The organism is Roseovarius pacificus (genome assembly GCF_900142665.1).
GTDB classification, from domain to species: Bacteria; Pseudomonadota; Alphaproteobacteria; order Rhodobacterales; family Rhodobacteraceae; genus Roseovarius; species Roseovarius pacificus.
Window position 1 is genome coordinate 1 of the sequence record NZ_FRBR01000011.1, and the last position, 20,104, is coordinate 20,104.

The 20,104-nt window shown below is 60.1% G+C and carries 18 protein-coding genes and 1 pseudogene; 10 read left to right on the forward strand and 9 right to left on the reverse strand.

Translation table 11 applies throughout. From position 1 onward, the window contains the following. Positions 1 to 95, reverse strand: a pseudogene (locus tag BUB53_RS22545) (electron transfer flavoprotein subunit beta/FixA family protein); the annotation flags it as partial. Positions 96 to 371: 276 nt separating this feature from the next. Here BUB53_RS22545 and BUB53_RS15900 point away from each other — a divergent pair. The 5 genes from BUB53_RS15900 to BUB53_RS22800 all read left to right on the forward strand — a co-directional run bounded on the left by BUB53_RS15900 (position 372) and on the right by BUB53_RS22800 (position 5,055). Beyond that, positions 372 to 1,523, forward strand: a complete 1,152-nt coding sequence (locus tag BUB53_RS15900) for a CaiB/BaiF CoA transferase family protein (protein WP_073036077.1) — start codon at positions 372 to 374, stop codon at positions 1,521 to 1,523. A 334-nt stretch (positions 1,524 to 1,857) separates the two neighbouring features. Continuing rightward, on the forward strand, positions 1,858 to 3,093 hold the full coding sequence (locus BUB53_RS15905) for a CaiB/BaiF CoA transferase family protein (protein WP_073035831.1): 1,236 nt from the start codon (positions 1,858 to 1,860) through the stop codon (positions 3,091 to 3,093). A gap of 30 nt (positions 3,094 to 3,123) precedes the next feature. After that, on the forward strand, positions 3,124 to 4,305 hold the full coding sequence (locus BUB53_RS15910) for an acyl-CoA dehydrogenase family protein (RefSeq protein ID WP_073035833.1): 1,182 nt from the start codon (positions 3,124 to 3,126) through the stop codon (positions 4,303 to 4,305). 8 nt (positions 4,306 to 4,313) lie between these two features. Next, complete coding sequence (locus tag BUB53_RS15915) at positions 4,314 to 4,772, forward strand: MaoC family dehydratase (RefSeq protein ID WP_073035834.1); 459 nt, start codon at positions 4,314 to 4,316, stop codon at positions 4,770 to 4,772. A gap of 139 nt (positions 4,773 to 4,911) precedes the next feature. Continuing rightward, positions 4,912 to 5,055: a hypothetical protein gene (locus tag BUB53_RS22800; protein WP_159437847.1), complete on the forward strand. Its 144-nt coding sequence runs from the start codon at positions 4,912 to 4,914 to the stop codon at positions 5,053 to 5,055. A gap of 62 nt (positions 5,056 to 5,117) precedes the next feature. Here BUB53_RS22800 and BUB53_RS15920 read toward each other — a convergent pair whose 3' ends face one another. Further along, positions 5,118 to 6,761 (reverse strand): sigma-54 interaction domain-containing protein, encoded by a 1,644-nt coding sequence (locus BUB53_RS15920; protein ID WP_073035836.1) that lies wholly within the window; start codon positions 6,759 to 6,761, stop codon positions 5,118 to 5,120. 277 nt (positions 6,762 to 7,038) lie between these two features. On the opposite strand from BUB53_RS15920, the gene rpoN reads away from it, so the two are divergent. The 5 genes from rpoN (at position 7,039) to BUB53_RS15945 (ending at position 12,307) form a co-directional block, all read left to right on the forward strand. Continuing rightward, positions 7,039 to 8,469 carry an RNA polymerase factor sigma-54 gene (gene rpoN / locus BUB53_RS15925; RefSeq protein WP_073035838.1) on the forward strand — a complete coding sequence of 477 codons (1,431 nt, stop codon included), beginning with the start codon at positions 7,039 to 7,041 and terminating at the stop codon, positions 8,467 to 8,469. Positions 8,470 to 8,570: 101 nt separating this feature from the next. Then, positions 8,571 to 8,969: a Zn-ribbon domain-containing OB-fold protein gene (locus BUB53_RS15930; protein ID WP_073035840.1), complete on the forward strand. Its 399-nt coding sequence runs from the start codon at positions 8,571 to 8,573 to the stop codon at positions 8,967 to 8,969. An 81-nt stretch (positions 8,970 to 9,050) separates the two neighbouring features. Then, complete coding sequence (locus BUB53_RS15935) at positions 9,051 to 9,512, forward strand: MaoC/PaaZ C-terminal domain-containing protein (RefSeq protein WP_073035842.1); 462 nt, start codon at positions 9,051 to 9,053, stop codon at positions 9,510 to 9,512. 9 nt (positions 9,513 to 9,521) lie between these two features. Beyond that, positions 9,522 to 10,937 (forward strand): MmgE/PrpD family protein, encoded by a 1,416-nt coding sequence (locus tag BUB53_RS15940; RefSeq protein ID WP_084729215.1) that lies wholly within the window; start codon positions 9,522 to 9,524, stop codon positions 10,935 to 10,937. A gap of 20 nt (positions 10,938 to 10,957) precedes the next feature. Beyond that, positions 10,958 to 12,307, forward strand: a complete 1,350-nt coding sequence (locus BUB53_RS15945) for an MmgE/PrpD family protein (RefSeq protein WP_073035843.1) — start codon at positions 10,958 to 10,960, stop codon at positions 12,305 to 12,307. 15 nt (positions 12,308 to 12,322) lie between these two features. Here BUB53_RS15945 and BUB53_RS15950 read toward each other — a convergent pair whose 3' ends face one another. From BUB53_RS15950 to BUB53_RS15980, 7 genes are all read right to left on the reverse strand, one after another. After that, positions 12,323 to 13,147: an MBL fold metallo-hydrolase gene (locus BUB53_RS15950; RefSeq protein ID WP_073035845.1), complete on the reverse strand. Its 825-nt coding sequence runs from the start codon at positions 13,145 to 13,147 to the stop codon at positions 12,323 to 12,325. A gap of 72 nt (positions 13,148 to 13,219) precedes the next feature. After that, complete coding sequence (locus BUB53_RS15955) at positions 13,220 to 14,119, reverse strand: LysR family transcriptional regulator (RefSeq protein ID WP_073035847.1); 900 nt, start codon at positions 14,117 to 14,119, stop codon at positions 13,220 to 13,222. Between the two features lie 229 nt (positions 14,120 to 14,348). Continuing rightward, positions 14,349 to 15,848 (reverse strand): 3-hydroxyacyl-CoA dehydrogenase NAD-binding domain-containing protein, encoded by a 1,500-nt coding sequence (locus tag BUB53_RS15960; protein WP_084729217.1) that lies wholly within the window; start codon positions 15,846 to 15,848, stop codon positions 14,349 to 14,351. Then, the gene (locus BUB53_RS15965) at positions 15,845 to 17,011 is read right to left on the reverse strand and encodes an acyl-CoA dehydrogenase family protein (RefSeq protein WP_073035851.1); all 1,167 of its coding nucleotides are present in this window, start codon (positions 17,009 to 17,011) and stop codon (positions 15,845 to 15,847) included. Before BUB53_RS15965 ends, BUB53_RS15960 begins: the two co-directional genes overlap by 4 nt. Further along, positions 17,011 to 17,718, reverse strand: a complete 708-nt coding sequence (locus BUB53_RS15970; protein WP_073035853.1) for an SDR family NAD(P)-dependent oxidoreductase — start codon at positions 17,716 to 17,718, stop codon at positions 17,011 to 17,013. Before BUB53_RS15970 ends, BUB53_RS15965 begins: the two co-directional genes overlap by 1 nt. Beyond that, complete coding sequence (locus BUB53_RS15975) at positions 17,711 to 18,481, reverse strand: enoyl-CoA hydratase/isomerase family protein (protein ID WP_073035855.1); 771 nt, start codon at positions 18,479 to 18,481, stop codon at positions 17,711 to 17,713. The genes BUB53_RS15970 and BUB53_RS15975 overlap by 8 nt, the downstream gene beginning before the upstream one ends. Beyond that, positions 18,481 to 20,094 carry a class I adenylate-forming enzyme family protein gene (locus BUB53_RS15980; RefSeq protein ID WP_073035857.1) on the reverse strand — a complete coding sequence of 538 codons (1,614 nt, stop codon included), beginning with the start codon at positions 20,092 to 20,094 and terminating at the stop codon, positions 18,481 to 18,483. The genes BUB53_RS15975 and BUB53_RS15980 overlap by 1 nt, the downstream gene beginning before the upstream one ends. Between the last annotated feature and the right edge of the window lie 10 nt (positions 20,095 to 20,104).

Here is a 20,104-nt window from a genome sequence, read left to right on the forward strand (position 1 = left end):
TTCACATTCGCCAGATCGACACCGCTCCCGTCCGCCTTAACGCGAACCTTCACGTTGTAGTCAATCACGCGCTTGACAGGTACGAGTACCTTCATTGACATGCTCTCCTTCGATTGTTTCATCCAAACCGTGTTCGGAAATGCAACGGCATATATCCGTCTGGTCACCCCGAAACTGCGCAAATCCCGTGCCAGACAACGTGGCCGCGATGGCTCTGCCGCCCAAGCGATGCTTGCGTTAAGGCCGGTTCACCATCTCAATTTACCAAAAAGACGGCCATTCGCACCAAGCAAACGCCTGCCCGAGACTGGCACCGACTTTGCGTGGCAGAAGCAATGGAACATCTTGGAGAATTGGAAAAGGACGGGCAGATGGGAGCACTTTCAAACGTCAGGGTCATCGAGCTTGCGGGCATGGGGCCAGTACCTTTCTGCGGCATGTTGCTGGGTGACATGGGAGCCGATGTGCTGCGCATCGACCGGCTTGCCCCGACCGGAGACGGGATCGTCATGGCTGCCTCTGCCGATCTGAGGGGGCGCAACAAACGGTCGGCCCGGATCGACCTCAAGCATCCGCGTGGCCGGGATGCGCTGATGTCCCTCGTGAAATCCGCCGACATCCTGCTGGAAGGATACCGGCCCGGCGTTACCGAGCGAATGGGAATCGGTCCCGAGCCCTGCCTCAAGGCGAATCCGGCGCTGGTCTATGGCCGGGCGACAGGCTGGGGCCGCGAGGGCCCGATGGCGATGACCGCAGGCCATGACATCAATTACCTGGCGCTGACCGGCGCATTGGCGATGATCGGGCCGCCGGGCGGTGCGCCGGTTCCGCCGCTGAATCTGGTCGGGGATCTCGGCGGCGGTGCGCTCTATCTTGCCTTCGGAGTGCTTTGCGCCCTCAACTCGGCGCAGGCGACAGGCAAGGGACAGGTCGTCGATTCCGCCATGATCGACGGGATCGCCAGCCTTCTGACCGTGTCGCATGGCCGTCGGCAGTTCGGGCAATACATAGCCGAACGCGGACAGAACATCCTTGATGGTGGCGCGCCATTCTATACCACCTATGCCACAAAGGACAGCAAGTTCGTGGCTGTCGGGGCGATTGAGGCAAGATTTTACAAGGCCCTGATCGAAACACTGGGTTTCGATGCGGAAGACCTGCTACAACGGGACGACCGCCAGAACTGGCCCCGGCTACGAGAGATCTTCGCCGACAGGTTTCGCGAAAAGACCCGTGCGGAGTGGGAAAGCATCTTTGACGGAACCGACGCCTGCGTGTCCCCCGTCCTGGAACTGGAAGAAGCCGGATCTCATCCGCATAATATGGAACGCGGGATGTTGGTGGCGCGCGAAGGGGTCGAGAACCCGGCCCCGGCCCCTCGACTGTCGGGAACGCCGGGCACCCTGTCGCGCCCGCCGGTCGAGGCCGGCCAGCACACCGCCGAAGCACTGGCAGATTGGGGTCTCGACGCCGATTTGATCTCGGAAGGGCTGGAGCTGGGTTTCTTGTCCGACGCATCCTGACCCTCTTCGGGATCAGTGAATATTGCAGAACAGGCGCCATGGATTCCCGTGGCGCCTGTTTTACTTGGTCTGCCAAACGGTTGTCCCAATATGCAGGAACATCAAGGCGTTGCAATTCGATATCCCTCGCAATTCTTGTGCTAAAACGCCTATGGGTAACTTTTACTAACCATTAAGACGATTTATATTACTTTACTTTACCGTCATCGAAGTGCGATCCAATTCCCAGGAAGGAAGTTCCGGCCAATTAACCAGAACGCATCGTCATTGATCCCGGGGGAAGCGACGCCCGGGAAACGATGCCCTGTTGCCGGACGTTGGGAGGACTTGCCAAATGTCGTCACACCAGACGGAGCTACCGCTTGCCGGTGTCAAGGTTGTGGAATTGTCTCATCTCGTCGCCGCCCCACATGCCGCGATGCTAATGGCCGATGAGGGCGCGGAGGTGATCAAGGTCGAGCCACCGCAAGGGGAACTGTCGCGTTCTCGCGAACCCACGCGCAAGCTGGGACCGCATCGGGTGTCCGGCCATTTCGGGGCCTGCAACCGTGGCAAACGCAGCATTGCGCTGGACCTCAAGAACGGCTCCGGTCGCGAAGTGATGCGCAAATTGTTGGCTGAGGCCAACATTTTCATCACGAATGTACGTGCTGACGCCCTAGGGCGGCTGGGGCTTCACCCCGACAGCCTGCATGAGGAATTCCCACATCTGATCGTCGTGATTATCAGCGGCTTCGGATACAAGAACGCGGGCGAGTACGAAGGCCGCGCCGGGCTTGCCATGGTCGGCGAAGCGCTTTCGGGATCGACGGGCCTTGCCCGGGACCATCAGGGGCATCCGGTCTGGTGCGGCTTCGCACTGGGCGATGTGGCCGCCGGCATGACAGCACATTCTGCTACGCTTCTGGCGCTCAGATTGCAGGACAAGACCGGCAAGGGCCGTGTCCTGGATATTACGCTGGCAGAAAGCATGCTGCCGATGGTCGGCTCGCCCATCGTCCGGACCCAGGTGGCCGACGAAAGCGTGAAGGAAGCGGCGGGCCCGAACAACTATAACGGCGTTCCCTATGGCACGTTCAAGGCCAAGGACGGTTTCGTCAATCTCGGCGTCAACAATGACAAATTGTGGCGGCAGTTCTGCGTTGCAATCGGCCAGCCGGAACTGGGCACCGATCCGCGCTATGCGCTTTACCTCGACCGTGCGGCGCGGACCGCCGAGGTAGTGGAACTGACCGAAGCTTTCACCTCGCAACACACGAGGGACGAGCTCACCCGGATATTCGAAGAAGCGGACGTTCCCATCGCCAGCATTCTCAGCATCCCCGAGACTATGGCCAATGATTACTACGCCATGCGGGGCGCTTTCGAGATGGCCGATGACGGGCTGGGGGGCGAGTTGCAATTGCCGATCGACCCGACGCGTCTCACCGATCCGAACGCCCGGAAAGCCCTGCCGCGACTCGATCAGCACCGGCAGGAAATTCTCGAACAATACGGCTTCAACGCGGCGGATCGCGCGCGTCTGGCCGACGCTGGTGCCTTTGGGCAGCAGACGGCCGAAGTCGACTGACAATCCAAGTTCAAAACGGAGAATACCAAAATGATGGACGCACTTGATCCGCCCCTCGAAGGAACACTGAAAGACGTTCTCGAAGCCACCAAGAACGTAACCCGGCAGTTTCCCGAAGAATACTATCGTGAGCTGGACCGCACGGACGGCTACCCCCATGAGTTCATCAAGGTCGCCATGGAGGCCGGGCTCGGTGCCGTGATGGTGCCCGAGGAATACGGCGGCATGGGTCTGGGCGCCCGCGAAGCCTCGGTCGTCGTGGAAGAGATTCACCGCTCGGGCGGGACAGGCTCGATGATCCACGGGCAGCTTTTCATGATGGGTATTCTGGCTCGTCACGGGTCGGAAGACCAGAAGAAGGGCATCCTGCCCAAGGTCGCCGATGGCAGCGTGCGGTTGCAATCGTTTTCGGTCACCGAACCCAATGCCGGTACGGATACCTCAAAAATCCAGACCCGCGCCCGTCGTGGCGGCAAGGGCTGGATCATCAAAGGTCAGAAAGTCTGGACCTCACGGATGGACCACACCGACTATTTCATCGTGTTCGCCCGGACCAGCGAAGCCCCCGAAGGCAAACCGTTCCGCGGTCTGTCCTGCTTCCTCGTGGACAAGCGGGAAGTGGACCCCAAGCAGCTGACCACCCGCAAGATCCCGGCGATGTTCAACCACCACACCTATGAGGTCTGGTACGATAACATGGAAATCCCCGAGGACTCGCTGATCGGCGAGGAAGGCAAGGGATTCTACTACCTGCTGGATGGCCTGAACGCCGAGCGCGTCATGATCGCGGCCGAATGTGTCGGCGACGGCAAGTGGTTCATCGAAAAGGCCGTGAACTACTCCAAGGAGCGTGAAATATTCGGGCGTCCGATTGGCCAGAACCAGGGCGTTCAGTTCCCGATTGCCCGTGGATATGCCAACCTGATGGCCGCCGACGCCCTGCGCTGGAAAGCCGCCGAACAGTTCGACACAGGCGCGGACGCCAGCGCCACCGGCGCCAACGCCAACATGGCCAAGATGCTGGCCTCCGAAGCGGCATGGGACCTTGGCTTCCATTGCCAGCAGACACATGGCGGCTTCGGTCTGGCCGTGGAATACGACATCGAGCGAAAAGTACGGGAAAACCGCGTTTTCCAGATCGCACCGATCTCGACCAACATGGTTCTCAACTATATCGGCCAGCATGTTCTCGGCATGCCCCGGTCGTATTGAGGTCCGCCATGGAAACCGGGCTCTATTTCGAGGAATACACCGAGGACTGGTCCCACGAAAGCAAGGGGCTGAAGATCACCGACGAGATGATTGGCGACTTCGTGGAGCTGTGCCGCTTTACCTCGCCGACCTTCACGGACCGATCCTACGCAGACAAGAACTATTCCGGGCGCATGTCGCCCGGACTCTTCGTCCTTTCCCTTGCCGAAGGGCTGGTAATAGATGCCGGGCTGACCAGACGCCGGGGCATTTTCCTGATGGAACTTCAGCCGAAATTCCTGAAACCCGCCTTCGCGGGCGACACGATCACCAATCGGGTCACGCTCAAGCACAAGCGACTGACCAGCAAGCCGGATCGCGGGGTTGTCGTCACCAGCCATGACGTCGTGAACCAGAAGGGCGAAACCGTCATCACCTATCTCTCGACGCGCATGATCCGCACGCGAAATTTTGTTGAGGCAGGCTGAGACGATGTGCCGGAACGCGCCGATATCACGCAAAACCGCTGATGTCAGGCGCGTTCAAACACCGGTGCGCCATCTGCATCCCGTTTACGGGCTTTGGCAATCAGGGAGCCGCCCACGAGCGACGGGTAAGGAGCACAAGATGAAAGATGTCTTTATCTGCGATTACATCCGCACTCCGATCGGTCGCTTTTCGGGCACGCTGTCGGGGGGTCAGGCGGTCGATCTGGCCGCAATGTGCATCGGCATCGGTCAGGGTATCTCTGTCGCTCTGGAGCGGGTGTGACCCTGACAGCCCACATATCACCGGCCCCGGCCAAACTGCGGATTTGTCCGCAGGGTATCCCGTCAGTTCTCCATCTTCTTGTAGAGGCGGGAGCGCGAGACGCCCAGAAACTCGGCCGCCTTCTTTTTGTTGCCCTTGAAACGCGACAGCGCATCTTCGACAAGACGCCTCTCCAAATCGTCAAGCGCATCCTTCAGTTTCCCACCCGGTACGTTATCGGCAAAGGCGAACTCCGTATCGGAGTCATCCTGCCCCGGTTCCGCCGCATGCGCCTCGAAATCCGTGACGGTCAGGCGGCCCTCGTCCGCGAAAACAAAGGCCCGCTCCAGCACATGACGCAGCTGGCGGATATTTCCGGGCCAGGACCGTTCCATAAGGTATTCGTTCACGTTGTAATCGACCTCGGGCATCGGACGGTTGAGCTGCCCCGCCACTTCGCGCAGGAAATGGTTGGCCAGCAGGGGAATATCCTCGAGCCGTTCTTCCAGCGACGGCAGCGTGAGCACGATCGGACTGATCCGGTAATACAGATCCATCCGAAACTTGCCCTGATCGATGAAGGACTGCAGGTCGCGGTTGGTCGCGCTGCACAGCCGGAAATCCACATGGGTGGGTTTGTCGCCGCCGACGCGCTCGACCATGCGGTCCTGCAATACCCGCAACAGCTTGGACTGCACCTCCAGCGGCATGTCCCCGATTTCGTCGAGAAAGATCGTGCCCTTGTTGGCCAGTTCGAATTTGCCGGGTTTGCCCTTCTTGGCGGCGCCGGTAAAGGAGCCGGATTCATATCCGAAAAGCTCGCTTTCAACCAGAGACTCGGGCAGAGCCGCCGCATTGACAGTCACCAGGCGCGCATCCGAGCGTGGACTGAGCATGTGCAGAGCACGGGCGACCAGCTCCTTACCGGTGCCGCTTTCACCCTGAATGAGGACCGGGATATCCAGCGGTGCGATCTTGCGGATTTGTTCGCGCAGGGACTGGATTGCCGGGCTTTTACCGATGATCGCATCAAGGAATTCCTCTCCTTTCGAGGAGACCTGAGTTTCCTTCTTGAACGCTTCGACCTGCGCTTCCAGCGCATTGATGCGGCGTGCCATGGCCTGAACCTGCTGAGGTCCCTTGAACATGACCCGTCCGATTGCGCCCACGACCTTGTCGTCACGGCGGATCGGATGGCGCGAGACAACGCGCTCGCTGCTGCCCATGCGTTGAATCTGGCCAACCTCGGCGACGCCGGTCTTGACCACGTGATGCAGCCTCGTGTTCTCGATCACTTCACGAACCCTCCGGCCAATCCCTTCGCCGGGGCGCAGCCCGAAGAATTTCTCGTGAACGGGCGAGATATAGGTCAGATGCGCCTTGTCGTTGATGACCGCCATGGCGTCATAGGGATCGGTCAGGACATGGTCGATGATGTCATAGGCGAAATCGACACTCATCACGAAGTTCAGAACGTTCTCGCCCGGCGGAACCGACAGCAGGATAAGATGGCCGTCAGCCACATCAGCGATGTGACCGACATAGCTTTCTTCTGCCAGAAGAACGGGAAACATCCGCTTTTCCCTGGCCTGCTCGATCCATTCGGAATCGCTGACCATGGCCTTGATCCGGGGATCGCTGCCGATTCCGAGCGCCGACAGAATGCGCCCGTCCTCGCCGATCAAAATGGCACCGGTATGAGATTTGAAGGACGAAGACTGCGTCATGACGATCTCTCTTACAAAGATTGTGTCTTTGTTTCCGACATTCGCCGGAATGTCCACCGCTGTGTGAGTGCAATGAGGACGAAATCACAGCGTTCTGTCTCGAATTTCAGACACAGATGCAGCGACGTCAGCCGCACCATCAGCACCGGACCGACATCACCCGCACCCGGAACTTTTCAGAGTACGGCCCCGATGAGGCCGGGCTATGGGGCTTTGCGGCCCTCGGAGAGTGCCCGCAAAGCCCCACGAGTGACTAAAACAGGAGGGGAGACCTGTTATGTTAATTGAACGCAATATCGGACTTCAGCAGCGGCAGAGCCAGCAGATCTCGGCACAAGCGATCCAGTCGCTGAGCATCCTTCAGTACAGTCATTCGGAACTGGCGTCCTATCTCGAAGATCAGGCTGATCGAAATCCGTTGATCGAGGTCACTTTGCCAAGCTTGCCCACGGACACACCCAACGCTCCGGGCAACAATCCCTGCGAGATGCATCACTCAAACGAAAAAATCGCTCCCACCGCGCCCCAACCGCCAATCCAGCGGCAAGGCCGTCAGCACAGCCCCCGCCGCACCGAAGACTGGGTTGACCTTGCCGAAGCTACTTGCAGCGCAAGCGTCACCCTGCGTGAGCATCTGCTTCAACAGGTTGCCCTGAGTTTCCGGGACCCGGCGGAGCGTGCAATCGCGGCGGACGTGGTCGAACATATCGACGAAGACGGATACCTGCGAATGAACCTCGCGGTTTTGTCCGACATCATAGGAGCCGATGAAAGCCAGGTCGAAAACGTTCTCAGAATCGTGCAAGGGTTCGATCCGGCGGGTGTAGGCGCACGTGATCTGGCGGAATGCCTCCGCCTGCAACTCGACGAGCGGGGCATGATGACTTGGGCGATGGACAAGCTGCTCGACAATCTCGACATGCTGGCGCGGTTCGAGATCACCAAACTTTCAAGAACCATTGGCACCAGCCCGGAAGACGTGGTCGGCATGGCCAAGGACATCCGTTCGCTCGATCCGAAACCGGGCCGTCAGTTTGATACCGAGCCAACGCTTCCCGCCCTGCCGGATGTCGTCGTAGATCGCGATACCGACGGAAGCATACATGTTGAACTCAACACCGATCTGTTGCCCCGCGTGCTTGTCGATCGGCAATATTATGCAGAAATCTCGGGGAAGGCCCGCAATGCCGAAGACAAACGGTTTGTTGTGGACTGCATGAGCAACGCGAACTGGCTTGTCAGGAATCTCGACCAACGTGCTCAGACTGTCCTCAAAGTTGCGACCGAGATCGCGAAACGCCAGGAACAGTTTTTGCGACACGGCCCCGAACACCTGCGGCCGCTTGGGCTCAAGGATGTTGCAGAAGCGGTTGGCGTCCATCAATCGACGGTCTGCCGCGCCATCGCACACAGGCATATGCTGACGTCGCATGGAATGTTCGAACTGAAATATTTCTTTTCGAACTCCATCAACGCCACGGCAGGCAGTGAAGAGCAATCCGCCGAAACGGTGCGTCAGAAAATTCGCCAGTTGATCGAGACAGAGACACCCAAGACGGTGATGTCAGACGACACCATCGTTTCGGCCCTGCGCGACGAGGGTATCGAGATCGCCCGGCGCACGGTCGCGAAATACCGCGATATGCTGCGCATCCCATCTTCGGCACAGCGCCGCAGGGAAATGCGGGCCGGGTTGAAACTTTGTTGAGGCCAACGGCCGGCAATTAAACAATTGGCATGAGATTTGCGCCTTCATGTACCGGATTACACGCGCTTTCGCAGGGCGCCGACTTTGCAGGAGAACCACAAATGAGCGATCACTTCCGCTACGCCAACGGCGACTCTCTTGAATACTGGCAAGCAGCAAAGGAAGGGCGGCTGGTGTTCCAGAAATGCCGTGACTGTGGCCATGTCCAGTTTCCGCCGCGCCACCATTGCGAAAGCTGTTGGAAGGCCGAACTCGACTGGACGCAAAGCGCTGGCCGCGGCGAGGTCGAAAGTTTCACCATCGTTCGCCGAGCTCCTCTGCCGGATTTTCGCGACAAGGTGCCCTATGTCGTGGCCGCCATTGCCGTTGAAGAAGGCCCGCGGATGCTGACGAACCTTGTGGGCGACAACGCCCTCGATGTTGCGGTCGGCGATAAGGTGAAGGTCACCTTCCAACCCGACAAGGACGGGGAGATCCTGCCGCAGTTCGAACTGGTCTGATGCACCATCGGTCACGGCCATGATCCACGCGGCTCGCGCCGTGGCCGCCCCAAGATACAAAACAAACACGAGGAAACCGTTATGAACGCACCTGTCCGAGGCAAATACTGGGAAGATTTCGAAGTTGGTGAGGTGATCCACACGCCCAAGCGCACCGTCACCTCGACCGATATCGTGAATTTCGCCTGCCTGACCGGCGATTTCAACGAGGTCCACACCAATTGGGAATACTGCAAGGAAACCCAGTTCGGCGAACCCATCGCCCACGGTCCGCTGGTCTATTCCATCGTCGGCGGGTTGCAATATGCCGCGGGGATCAATGACGGCACATTGATCGCACTGCTGGAAATCAATGGCTGGCGGATGCTTAAACCTGTTTTCCATGGCGACACGATCCATGCGGAACTGACGGTGACGGCCAAGAACGAAACCAGCAAACCCGACAAGGGCGTCGTCGAAATGAAGCGGGAATTCAAGAACCAGAAGGGCGAAACCGTACAGCAAATGGAAGTCAAAATGCTGTATAAACGCCGCCAAGCCTGAGGAACCCCAATGAGCACCACCTTGCAACCGAAGACACCGGCCACCAAAGCACGTCAGGACATCGCCGAGGATTTCGCGCGGATCACTGTCGGCACGCGTTTCGAGGATATCGACGAAGCGTCCCGCGACCGCGCCAAACAAAGCATCATGGATACGATCGGCGTCATGATCGCGGCCAGTTCGCTTACACCCAAGGTCAGGGCCATTACCGATCTGACCCTGGAAATGAGCGGCCGGGAAGAGGCCTCGATCCTCGGGTTCGGCGGCAAGGTTCCGGCGCTCAACGCGGCCTTCGTGAATGGCGCCATGGCGCATTGCCTGGATTTCGACGATCACGCACCCGAGGGCCACCATCCGAGCAGTTCCATCGTACCGGCGACCTTTGCGCTGGCAGAGCGTCGCGGCACCCTGTCCGGCAAAGAGATGATCGCCGCTACCGCCATCGGCCACGACATGTTTCTGCGCATCCGCCGGAACGTGACATGGAAACAGGACTGGCACCTGACGACCATCGTGGGGGTCTTTTCCGCTGCCGCCGCTGCGGCGCGGGTGATGGGGCTGAACCATGCGCAGACGGTCAGCGCCCTTGGCATCGCCGGCAATCAGGCGTCGGGAACGATGGAACTGGCCTATGGCACCGGAAGCGAGCTGCGTGGCATGTATGCGGGGTTCGTATCCAAGCAGGCCACTCTTGCCGCGTTGATGGCCGAACGGGATATCGTCGGGCCGGGCAGCATGCTGGAAGGGCCAGCGGGATTTTTCCAGACCTATCTGGACGGGGTCTATGACCGCAACGGTATACTAGCCGGGCTGGGACAGGACTTCACCGGCCACGCGGTTCAGTTCAAGGCATGGCCCTCTTGCGGGCTGACCCATTCCTATATCCATGCGATGGCCCGGCTGATGGCCGAGCGGAACCTGACGCCGAACGATATCGAAAAGATCGTCGTGCATGTCGGCGATTTTCAGGAACGGCTGTGCACCCCTATCGAGGACCGGCGCGCACCCAAAGTGCCCGTCGATGCCAAGTTCAGCATTCCCTACTGCGTCGCGGTCGCGGCGGTTCGCGGCACGGTCGGGCTGGCCGATTTCACCGAAGACGCCCTGACCAACCCCGAGGTCCTGGCCGTCGCGGAAAAGATCACCGCCCAGCCGGACCCGTCTGGCAACTGGGCGGCCCGCCTGCCCTTCGGGCGGATCACCGTCACCACGAATGACGGTCAGACCTTCGAGCAGATCGGCGATAACGTGCCCGGCGAATCCGAGGCACCGATGGACTGGACCTATATCGAGCAGAAGTTCCGTGAGGCGGTATCCTTCTCGATCAACCCGGTTCCGGCGGATCGAGTCGACCGCGCCGTCGCCCTGATCCGCGACCTCGAAAACGCCGACGACGCAACTGAAATCATGCGCCTGCTTACCTGAAATCCGCAAAGGATCGTCTTATGGATCAGACCACGCGCGACCTTGCTGAACGTGTCGCAGCCATCCGTTTCGAGACCCTGTCGGAAACCGTCATACACGAGACCAAGCGCCGCCTGCTCGACAGCGTCGCTTGTGCTGCCGGGGCCTTTGACTATCCGCTTTCCGCGAGGATGCGTGAATTTGCAGACCGGCAGCGCGCGACGGCCCCGGCGCGTGTCTGGTTCACCGGCGCACCCAGCACCACCGATCTGGCGGGTTTGGCGAATGGCACAATGGTGCGCTATCTCGACCTCAGCGACACGATCCTTAGCAAGGCGGCAGGTCATCCCAGCGATATGATCCCCGCCCTCGTGGCCCTGGCCGAGGCGACGGGAGCGAGTGGTAAAACACTGATTGCCGCCATTGTGGCCGCCTACGAGGTCTATGGCGGGTTGTGTGATGCGGTGGCCTTTCAGAAATCCGCCGTCGATCAATCCACCGGTGCCGCCCTGGGCGCGGCGGCGGGGGCAAGCCGCATCCTGAACCTCGATGCAGAACCAACGGGCCATGCCCTGGCGTTGGCGTTGACTGCGAATGTCAGTCTTTACAACGTGCGACAGGGCGCACTGTCGGACTGGAAGGCGCTGGCAGGCCCGAACGGGGCGCGCAATGGCACCTTCGCCGCAGAACTGGCCGCCACGGGCCTCACCGGGCCGAGCGGGGTTTTCGACGGACCGACCGGGTTCAAGGACATTGTCGGCGCTTTCGAGTTTGCGCAAGCAGGCGGTACGCCGCAGCGATTACTCAATACACATCTGAAGGCCTATCCGGTCTGCTATCATGGCCAGTCCGCTGTCGACGCGGCCATGTCACTGGCCGGCAAGGCAGCCCCCGAAGACATCCGGGCGGTCACGGTCGAAACCTATGACACGGCCTTTCGCATGATGGGAAACGATCCAAGCCGATGGGCGCCCCCCAACCGCGAAACCGCAGATCACAGTATTCCCTTCGTGGTGGGCACTGTCCTGAGCACCGGCAACCTGCGGGCCGACGATTATCGCGCCGAACGCCTTTCGGACAGTGGCCTGCTCGCCTTTCTCAAGAAGATCGAGGTAAAACCGTCCGAGGCGTTCTCGGCGCAATATCCCAAGGAAGCCAGATCAAAAATCACGGTCGAGACAGTGGACGGGGCGGTAATCCATGCCGAAACCATCCAACCCACCGGACATGCCGAGAACCCGATGAGCGACGACGCGCTGATGCGCAAGCTGAATACGCTCTGGCCCGCAAGCCTGGGTGACAACGCCGCACAGGTGGCCGACACGATCTGGCGGCTCGAAGACCTTCAACAAGTCGGGGAACTGGTCGACGTGCTCTGCATCAACGCCTGAACGCAAAGCAGCCGGTCATTCCACCAACCGCCATGCATCGTCTTCATCAGTAACGACACGACCGTCGGACAGCAGCTTTTCCATATGCGCCATAAGGTTCTGTCCGGCGGCCCAGATGGATTTTTCGTGGGTCTGGTGCGGATAAATCCGCTGAACCAGCCCGACGAGATCCTTGGGTCCGCTTGCCAATGCCTCCAGAATGGCGTTTTCGCGCCGGATGCGCAGATCCAGCAATGCCGCGCAATAGGTCTTCGGGCCCTGCATGACTGGCCCATGCGCCGGAAGCAGAACCTGATCGTCCCGCGCTATCGTTTCCCGAAGGCTTTGCATGTAATCCGCCATGTTGCCCTGGGTCGGCGATACGATGCTGCTGGACCATGTCATGATGTGGTCCCCGCTAAAGAAAATCCCGTCGGATGGTCGCATGAAACAGAAATGGTCCCGTGTATGGCCGGGCGTGGCCACGGCTATCAGATCACCGATACGGCCTCCATTCTCTAGCGAGACATCGGCATTGACGGCAGACCCCACAGGCGGCAGGGGTGAGGCATGGATCGGCGCATCCGAGGCCTCACGCAAAGCATTGGCCGCCCCGACATGATCGCCATGCCCATGACTGACCAGGATCGCGCCGATGCGTCCCCCGGTCGCTGCCATGATGGCATCGACATGTGCCGGCAAGTCCGGACCCGGATCAATGACAATCGTTCCGCCTTCGGCTTCGACCAGATAGGTGTTCGTTCCGTGATAGGTCATGATACCCGGATTATCGGCAACGACACGCTGCACGCCTTCGGCGCAGACCTCCACCCGCCCGTATTCAGGAACAGGTTCGGCCATGAACGGGATCGTCCGGCTTGTTTTTCGCGCATGTCTCAAGATAAAGCCTGCTTCTGTTCCTGCCTCGTGATGTCAGCGATCCACCGACAGCTCCCTGACCGTGGCCACGAAGTTCTGCAAAAGCGGATCTTGCGATCCGCGTTGCCAGATCAGCCTGAACTGGCTGTGATAGTTGATGTTCTTCAGTGGCATGACATGGATATCATCAGGATAGATGAGGCTGGGCGAGACCACCACCAGACCTACACCCATCCCGACCGAAATCAGGTTGATCTGCGTGTTGATATTGGAAACCTGCTGCACGATCCGCGGACGAAACGGAAAATAGGCATTGGCCATAGAAGGCCCGACAACAATGAACCCCTCGCGCTCGAAATCCGCGAGATCCAGCCCGTCATTTCCCGCCAATGGGTGGTCTCGAGGCAGGGCAATGCCGATCCCGCCTTCTTCGAGCACCATGGAATTGAGTTCCCCGATCGCATCCGAATGCGGGATCGGCATGGTGCTGTCCGGAGAATCCTGCGCCACATAAACGAAACCGGCGTCGATCTTGCCGGATCGCACCTCTTCCATTTGCGTGGTGCTGGGCGTTTCCGTCAGCGTCAGGTCCGTATCGGGATAACGCACCCCCATCTGCTTGATTGCCTCGCGGAAAAGCGGATGGCGCAGACCGAGCGACCCGTATCCGATGGTCAGCAGGCCCAGCTTGCCCTCGCCTACCCGCTTCGTCATCTGAACCGCCTTGGTAACATCCTCCAGAATGGTGCGCCCGTGTTTCAGAAAGGTCTCGCCCGCCGTGGTCAGCACGACTTTCTGCGCTTCGCGTTCAAACAGCTTGACGCCAAGTTCAGTTTCGAGATCGGCGATGGTCTGCGATACGGCAGGCCGCGTCACCGACAGCACGTCGGCAGCCCGACCGAAATGCAACTGCTCAGCGGCGGCCACGAAATATCTGATATGGCGCAGTTCCATGCGCGGCTCCTCTCATCCCGGAGGGACGCCACCATGCTGCGCCCGGACGAACCGTTGTTGGACCGATCCGTCCGGCACAGCCGCTTGTGACGCGACTCTGAGCACCATCTTGCCTTCTGCGCGCATCGCCTGCAATTCGATCATCGCATCGGCGAATGCGCCAGACGACGGAACCGCCGCGTGTGTGCCAACACGTCAAGTATGCGACCCTGAAAAGATAAGCTCGGCCTTACGCTGCGCCCTCGCGTTGTTTGGCCACATAAGCCCGCCGCGCCGGGTGATAAGCGATATCCCCGGTCGCCGCCTGAATGGCCGCTGACATGTCGTAATGCCGCGCCAGCCCGCCACGGGTCACGCGCTCGATTGGGCCGTCGGGATAACCCAGCCCCATGCAGCAGGTCTTGTCCATGTCTTCGGCGGTGGCAAGCCCTTCGTCAAGGAAGCGCAGCGCGTCATTGTATTTGGGACGAACCAGCCGATCCACGATCCGGCCCGGCTGATCGGCGCAGACGACCACGTCAAATCCCGCCACTTCGAATACCGCTCGCGCTGCGGCCAGCGCCTCGGGCGTGGTATTGGGCTGGCGCACCAGTTCGATCAGGTTCGAGGGCGCATCGTTGCCGTTCCGATAGCGGGCGAAACCCACCGCGTTCGAGCCTTCACGGCCCATGTCCTCGCCCGTATGAACGCCAAGGCATTCGGTGTCGAGCTCAACCAGAACAGCCGTTTTCGAAGTGTCTTCGACATATCCGCCACCCAGATGGATCGTAACATCGCCGTTCGCGACCCCTCTGTCCATACCTTCAGGGAAAGAGCGGCTTTCGTTTGCGCTCACCACGGTGAAACCGGGCGCCTCGCTGGCCTTTTCCGAGGTCAGGCCGGTCAACAGCCCCTGCCCCGATTTGTTGCCGAGCTTGCCCGCCGCAACCATACGGCGGCACAGCGGCGGAACGGCGGCGCGCTTGTCCAGCGTGATCGGATAGAACGCCTCGCCCAAACGCACCTGCGTATCGAGCCCGATCAGGTCAAGCAACGTGCAGGGACCCATTTTATAGCCCAACCCCGACTTGATCGCGATGTCGATATCCTCGGGCGTACAAAGCCCGGCCTCGATCGCGCGGATCACATCGTTGTTGAAGGGCACCAGAAGCGCGTTGAGGATAAAGCCCGGTTTGTCCTGGGTTTCCACAGGGATCTGTTTGCAGGCCTCTGTCCAGGCCCAGGCGGTCTGGAACGTCTCGTCCGAGGTGTTGATGCCGCGCGACATCTCGATCAGCTTCATCACCTGCGCAGGCAGGCAAAAATGCATACCCACGACACGATCGTCCCGGCCCGAGCCGCCTGCAATCTCGGTGATTGACAGCGTCGAGGTGTTGGAGGCAAAGATCGTCTCGTCCTTGCAGATGCCGTTCAGCTTGCCGAACAACTCCTTCTTGACGTCGAGATCCTCGAAAATCGCTTCGATGATCAGGTCGCACTCGGCCAGATCGTTCAGATCGGTGGTATCGGTCATCCGGGCCAGCGTGGCGTCGGCATCGTCCTGGCTCATCCGGCCTTTCTCAACCGATTTGCCAAAAAACTTTTCGGCACTCCCGCGCTGGCGCTTCAGCGCCTCGTCCGACATGTCGAAACACAGGGTTTCGTACCCGCCACGTGCCGCGACGATTGCTATGCCGGCACCCATTGTACCCCCTGCCCCGCAGATGGCGACTTTTCTGATATGCGTCATTTTTGAATAAAACTCCGTCCGATAAGTTGGCGGTGAACCTGGTTGGTTCCTTCCCAGATCTGGGTGATCTTGGCATCGCGCATCAGCCGTTCCGCGCGATAGTCGCGGCAATAGCCATAGCCACCATGGAACTGCACACATTCGGTGGTCATCTTCATCGCCAGGTCAGATGCACGCAGCTTGGCGAGAGAGGCCTCCATGCCGAAATCGGACTCGCCGCTATCGACCAGATCGGCCACGTAATCGAGCCATTTCTCGACCATCAACAGCTCGCCCGCGAGATCGGCCAGCGTGAACTGGTTGCCTTGGAATTCAAGGACCTTCTTGCCGCTCTGCACGCGTTCGTTGCCATAGGCCACCATGTCCTTGAAGGCCGCACGGGCGATCCCAAGCGCATGGGCAGCAACGGACGGGCGCGACCGGTTGAGCGACCCGAGCAGGATTTTCAGCCCGTCACCGGGGTCGCAAAGCAGATTGGCCCGCGGCACGCGCACATTGTCAAAGGCCAGCGCGCAGGTGGACGAACCGTTATGCCCCATCTTCTTTTCTTTCGAGATGACGCTGAACCCTTCGGTACCCTTTTCGAGGATCAGGGCAGAAATCGCTTTCTTCGGGTCTTCGATCTCTGACCACTTGCCGAACACCAGGTAACGGTCGGCCACATCGCCGTTGGAAATGAAAATCTTGTTGCCTTTCAGAACGATATCGTCCCCATCCGGCGTGAAGGACGTTTTCATGCCGGTGGCATCCGATCCGGCGGTGGGTTCGGTGATTGCAAGCGCACCCAACCCGCCCTCGGCAATACATGGGAGCAGCCGCGCACGCTGTTCGTCGTTGCCGTATTCGATCAGCGGCTTCATGCCGTGGTAATTCGTGGCATAGATGATCCCGGTCGAGGCGCAGGCCTCGGAGATGATCGACACGATCTCGAGATAAAGCCGGAAGCGCATCGGCATCCCGCCATATTCTTCGGGAACGAAAACCGCATTCAGACCGAGCGAATTGATCGCCTCGACATTCTTCCAGGGAAATTCGCCGGTAGCGTCGATATGTTCGGCGTTCGGCGCGATGACGTCGTCGGTCATCCGCTGCACCTGATCGAGGATCGCTTGTTCGTCGTCATCCCATTTGCGAGACTGGAGGACGCGTTCATACATATTCATCAGTGATTCATCCCTTGCCCGCCGTCGATGTAGATGGTTTCACCGGTCAGAAAACCGATCTGTTCGCTGAATATGGCGGCTACCAGCCGGGCAACGTCTTCGGGCTGACCCGGTGCACCGGTCGGGATGCGCTGCGCCATCCATGCCTTGACCTTCTCGCGGGCGAGGAAATCACGATTGAGGTCGGTTTCGATATAGCCCGGTGCCACATTCATCACGCGAATGCCATCGCCCGCCCATTCCACCGCCATGCAGCGCGTCATCGCGGCAACCGCCGCCTTGGAGGCGCAATAGGCAAGATTGTCAGGCACGCCCAGCTTGTCGAAGAACGAGCCGATATTGACGATGGTACCGCCGCCATTGGTACACAGATGCGGATAAATCTCGCGGGCCGCCACCATGACGGCAGTGGTATTGAGCGCGATGGTCTTGTCGAAACTCTCCACCGTCAGCCCCGAAATCGGGCCACCGATATGCACGCCTGCATTGTTCACAAGGCCGGTGACTGGCCCGCGCGCGGCGATTTCGGCAAAGGCCGCTTTGACCGCGCCTTCATCGGTCATGTCACAAGCGACCTGATGGCCCACCGGACCGCTGCCAGAGCGCGACAAACACACGATAGAATAGCCACGATTTTCCAACTCGGCAGCAATGGACGCGCCGATCCCCTTGGACGCTCCGGTTACGACGATTTGCCCTTTAGCCATCCTTGAACTCCGGTTTGCGTTTTTCTTCGAAGGCGGCCATGCCCTCTTCGGCATCCTCGGTACGATAGGCGAGCGTCGAAAGATCGGCCTCGACACGCAACCCCTCTGCCAGCGGCAGGTCGGTGGCCCTCTGCACGGCGCGGCGGGCGAATCCCAATGCCGGAAGGCTGTACCGCGTGAAACGTCCGGCAAAGTCCAGCCCGGCCTCCATCAGATCGCCCTCGACCACCGCATTGACCAGACCGATACGTTCGGCTTCGTCGGCCTTGACGTTGCGCCCGGTCATGATGATCTCAAGCGCCCTGCCCTCGCCGACGAGACGCGGCAGGCGTTGGGTTCCGCCATAACCGGGGATCAGCCCCAGTTTGATTTCCGGCAAGCCAAAAATCGCATTGGCCGAGGCCAGCCGGAAGGTACAGGCCATCGCCAGCTCGGCACCGCCGCCAAAGGCATAGCCGTTCACGAGCGCCACGGATGGCACCGGCAGCGTATCCAGTTTGGCAAAGACCGACTGGCCCAGTTCGGCGCCGCGCAACTGGTCCATCAGCGGACGGTTGCGCAATTCCTTGATATCGGCCCCGGCACAAAACGATTTCTCGCCCGCGCCAGTGATCAGCAGGGCGCGCACGCCTTGCATCGCCGCCACCTCGTCAAAGGCGGCCCCGATGCCGCGGATAATGTCGAAACTCAGCGCATTCAGCGCCTCGGGACGGTTCAGGCGCAACACGGCGCAATCGCCGGTCCGTTCCAGTTCTACGGTCATCACGTCTTCTCCTTGTAGCGAACGGCCTCAGGGCAAAGCTCCTGGCGCTGCACCATCTGGGTCAGTTCCCGCTTGAGCACCTTGCCGCTGGCGGTCAAAGGCAAATCCTCGACCGAGATGAACCATTCGGGCATGTCGAATTTGGACAACCCCTCTCGCGCCAGATGCGCCAGGGTTTCCTCGGCGGTCAGATCTCCGATTACCGCAAGGCACACTTTCTCGCCCAGCCGTTCATCAGCGATGCCGAAGGCCGCCGCCTTCTCGACGCGCGGGTGCGTCAGCACACAGGCTTCGATTTGCGAGGGATAGATATTATGACCACCGCGGATGATCAGATCCTTGATCCGGCCCTCGACCCGCAGATTGCCGTGCCGGTCGAACGACCCCAGATCGCCGGACAAAAGATAGCCGTGCTGATTGAACGTTCTCTCGGTCGCCATCTGATTGGCGTAATAGCCCAGCATCATTGCGGCGCCACGCCCGCCGATTTCACCGGACTGCCCGCGCGGCAATTCCCGATCAGGATTTTCGGGGTCCCATATCCGGGTATCGTAAGCCGGACCGCCCCGGCCGCAGGTCTGCATCAGCACTTCGATGGAATCGCCCGGATGGGTGTACTGGTGCGACGAACATTCGGTCATCCCATAGACATTCTGCGGGGCAATCCCCTGATCCAGGAAACCGCGCGCCACGACTTCGGGGATCGGCGCCCCGGCCATATAGAAGGTCTGAACCTGCCCGATCCGCCCTGCCCCCGCCTTTTTCTGCGCGGCCAGGATATCCATGGCATGTGTCGGAACGCCCAGCACATAGGTTGCACCGCTCTCGACGATCCACTCGAAACGATCCATGCCTGCGGGCGCATCGCCGGTAACGAACTGCCCACCGCTGACCAGCCACTGTGCCGCCGCCACCCAGGCGATATGATGCGACAGCGGGCTGAGCGTCAGGATCACGGCCTGTTCGTCCAGCGCCCAGTCATTGACGAGATCGCGGGCATTCGCCAGCAGTGTGTTGCAGGAATGCATGACGCATTTGGGCTTGCCCGTGGTGCCCGAAGTAAAGGCCAGATAGGCCACGCTGTCGGGGTTCGAATGCGCGGCGTAGTCAACCCGTGTGATGTGCTTGGGCAGATCGTCGGCCTTGTAGACCTTTTTCAGAAAAGGCAACTCCGCCAGCATCGCGTCGAAATCCTGACTGTCGCGGTCGGCGCCCCAACCCGGTTCGGTGAGCAAGGCCTTGCTTTGCAATTCGGTCAGCAGATCCACGATCTCGGCACAGGTATAGGTGCGGTGCAGCGACGGGTTGCAGGCAATGCCTTCGCGCGAACAGGCCAGAAAGGCGATGATCGCTTCGGCCTTGTCCGACAACCAGATCGACATGCGGTCACCGGCGACAAGCCCGCGATCGGCCATATTGTCGGCCAGCGCATCGACCCGCGCCTTGAGGCTGCGCCAGTCAAGCATCTGCCTGCCATCCCGCAGCGCCGGAGCATCCGGGCGCTGAGCGGCGTGATCTGCCACCAGGCTATAGAACGTATCCGTCTGCCAGTGACCCGCCTGATAATAAGCCTGGGCCGAACCGGGATCGTGCAGCGTCAGAATCGGTCTCATCGTATCCCCC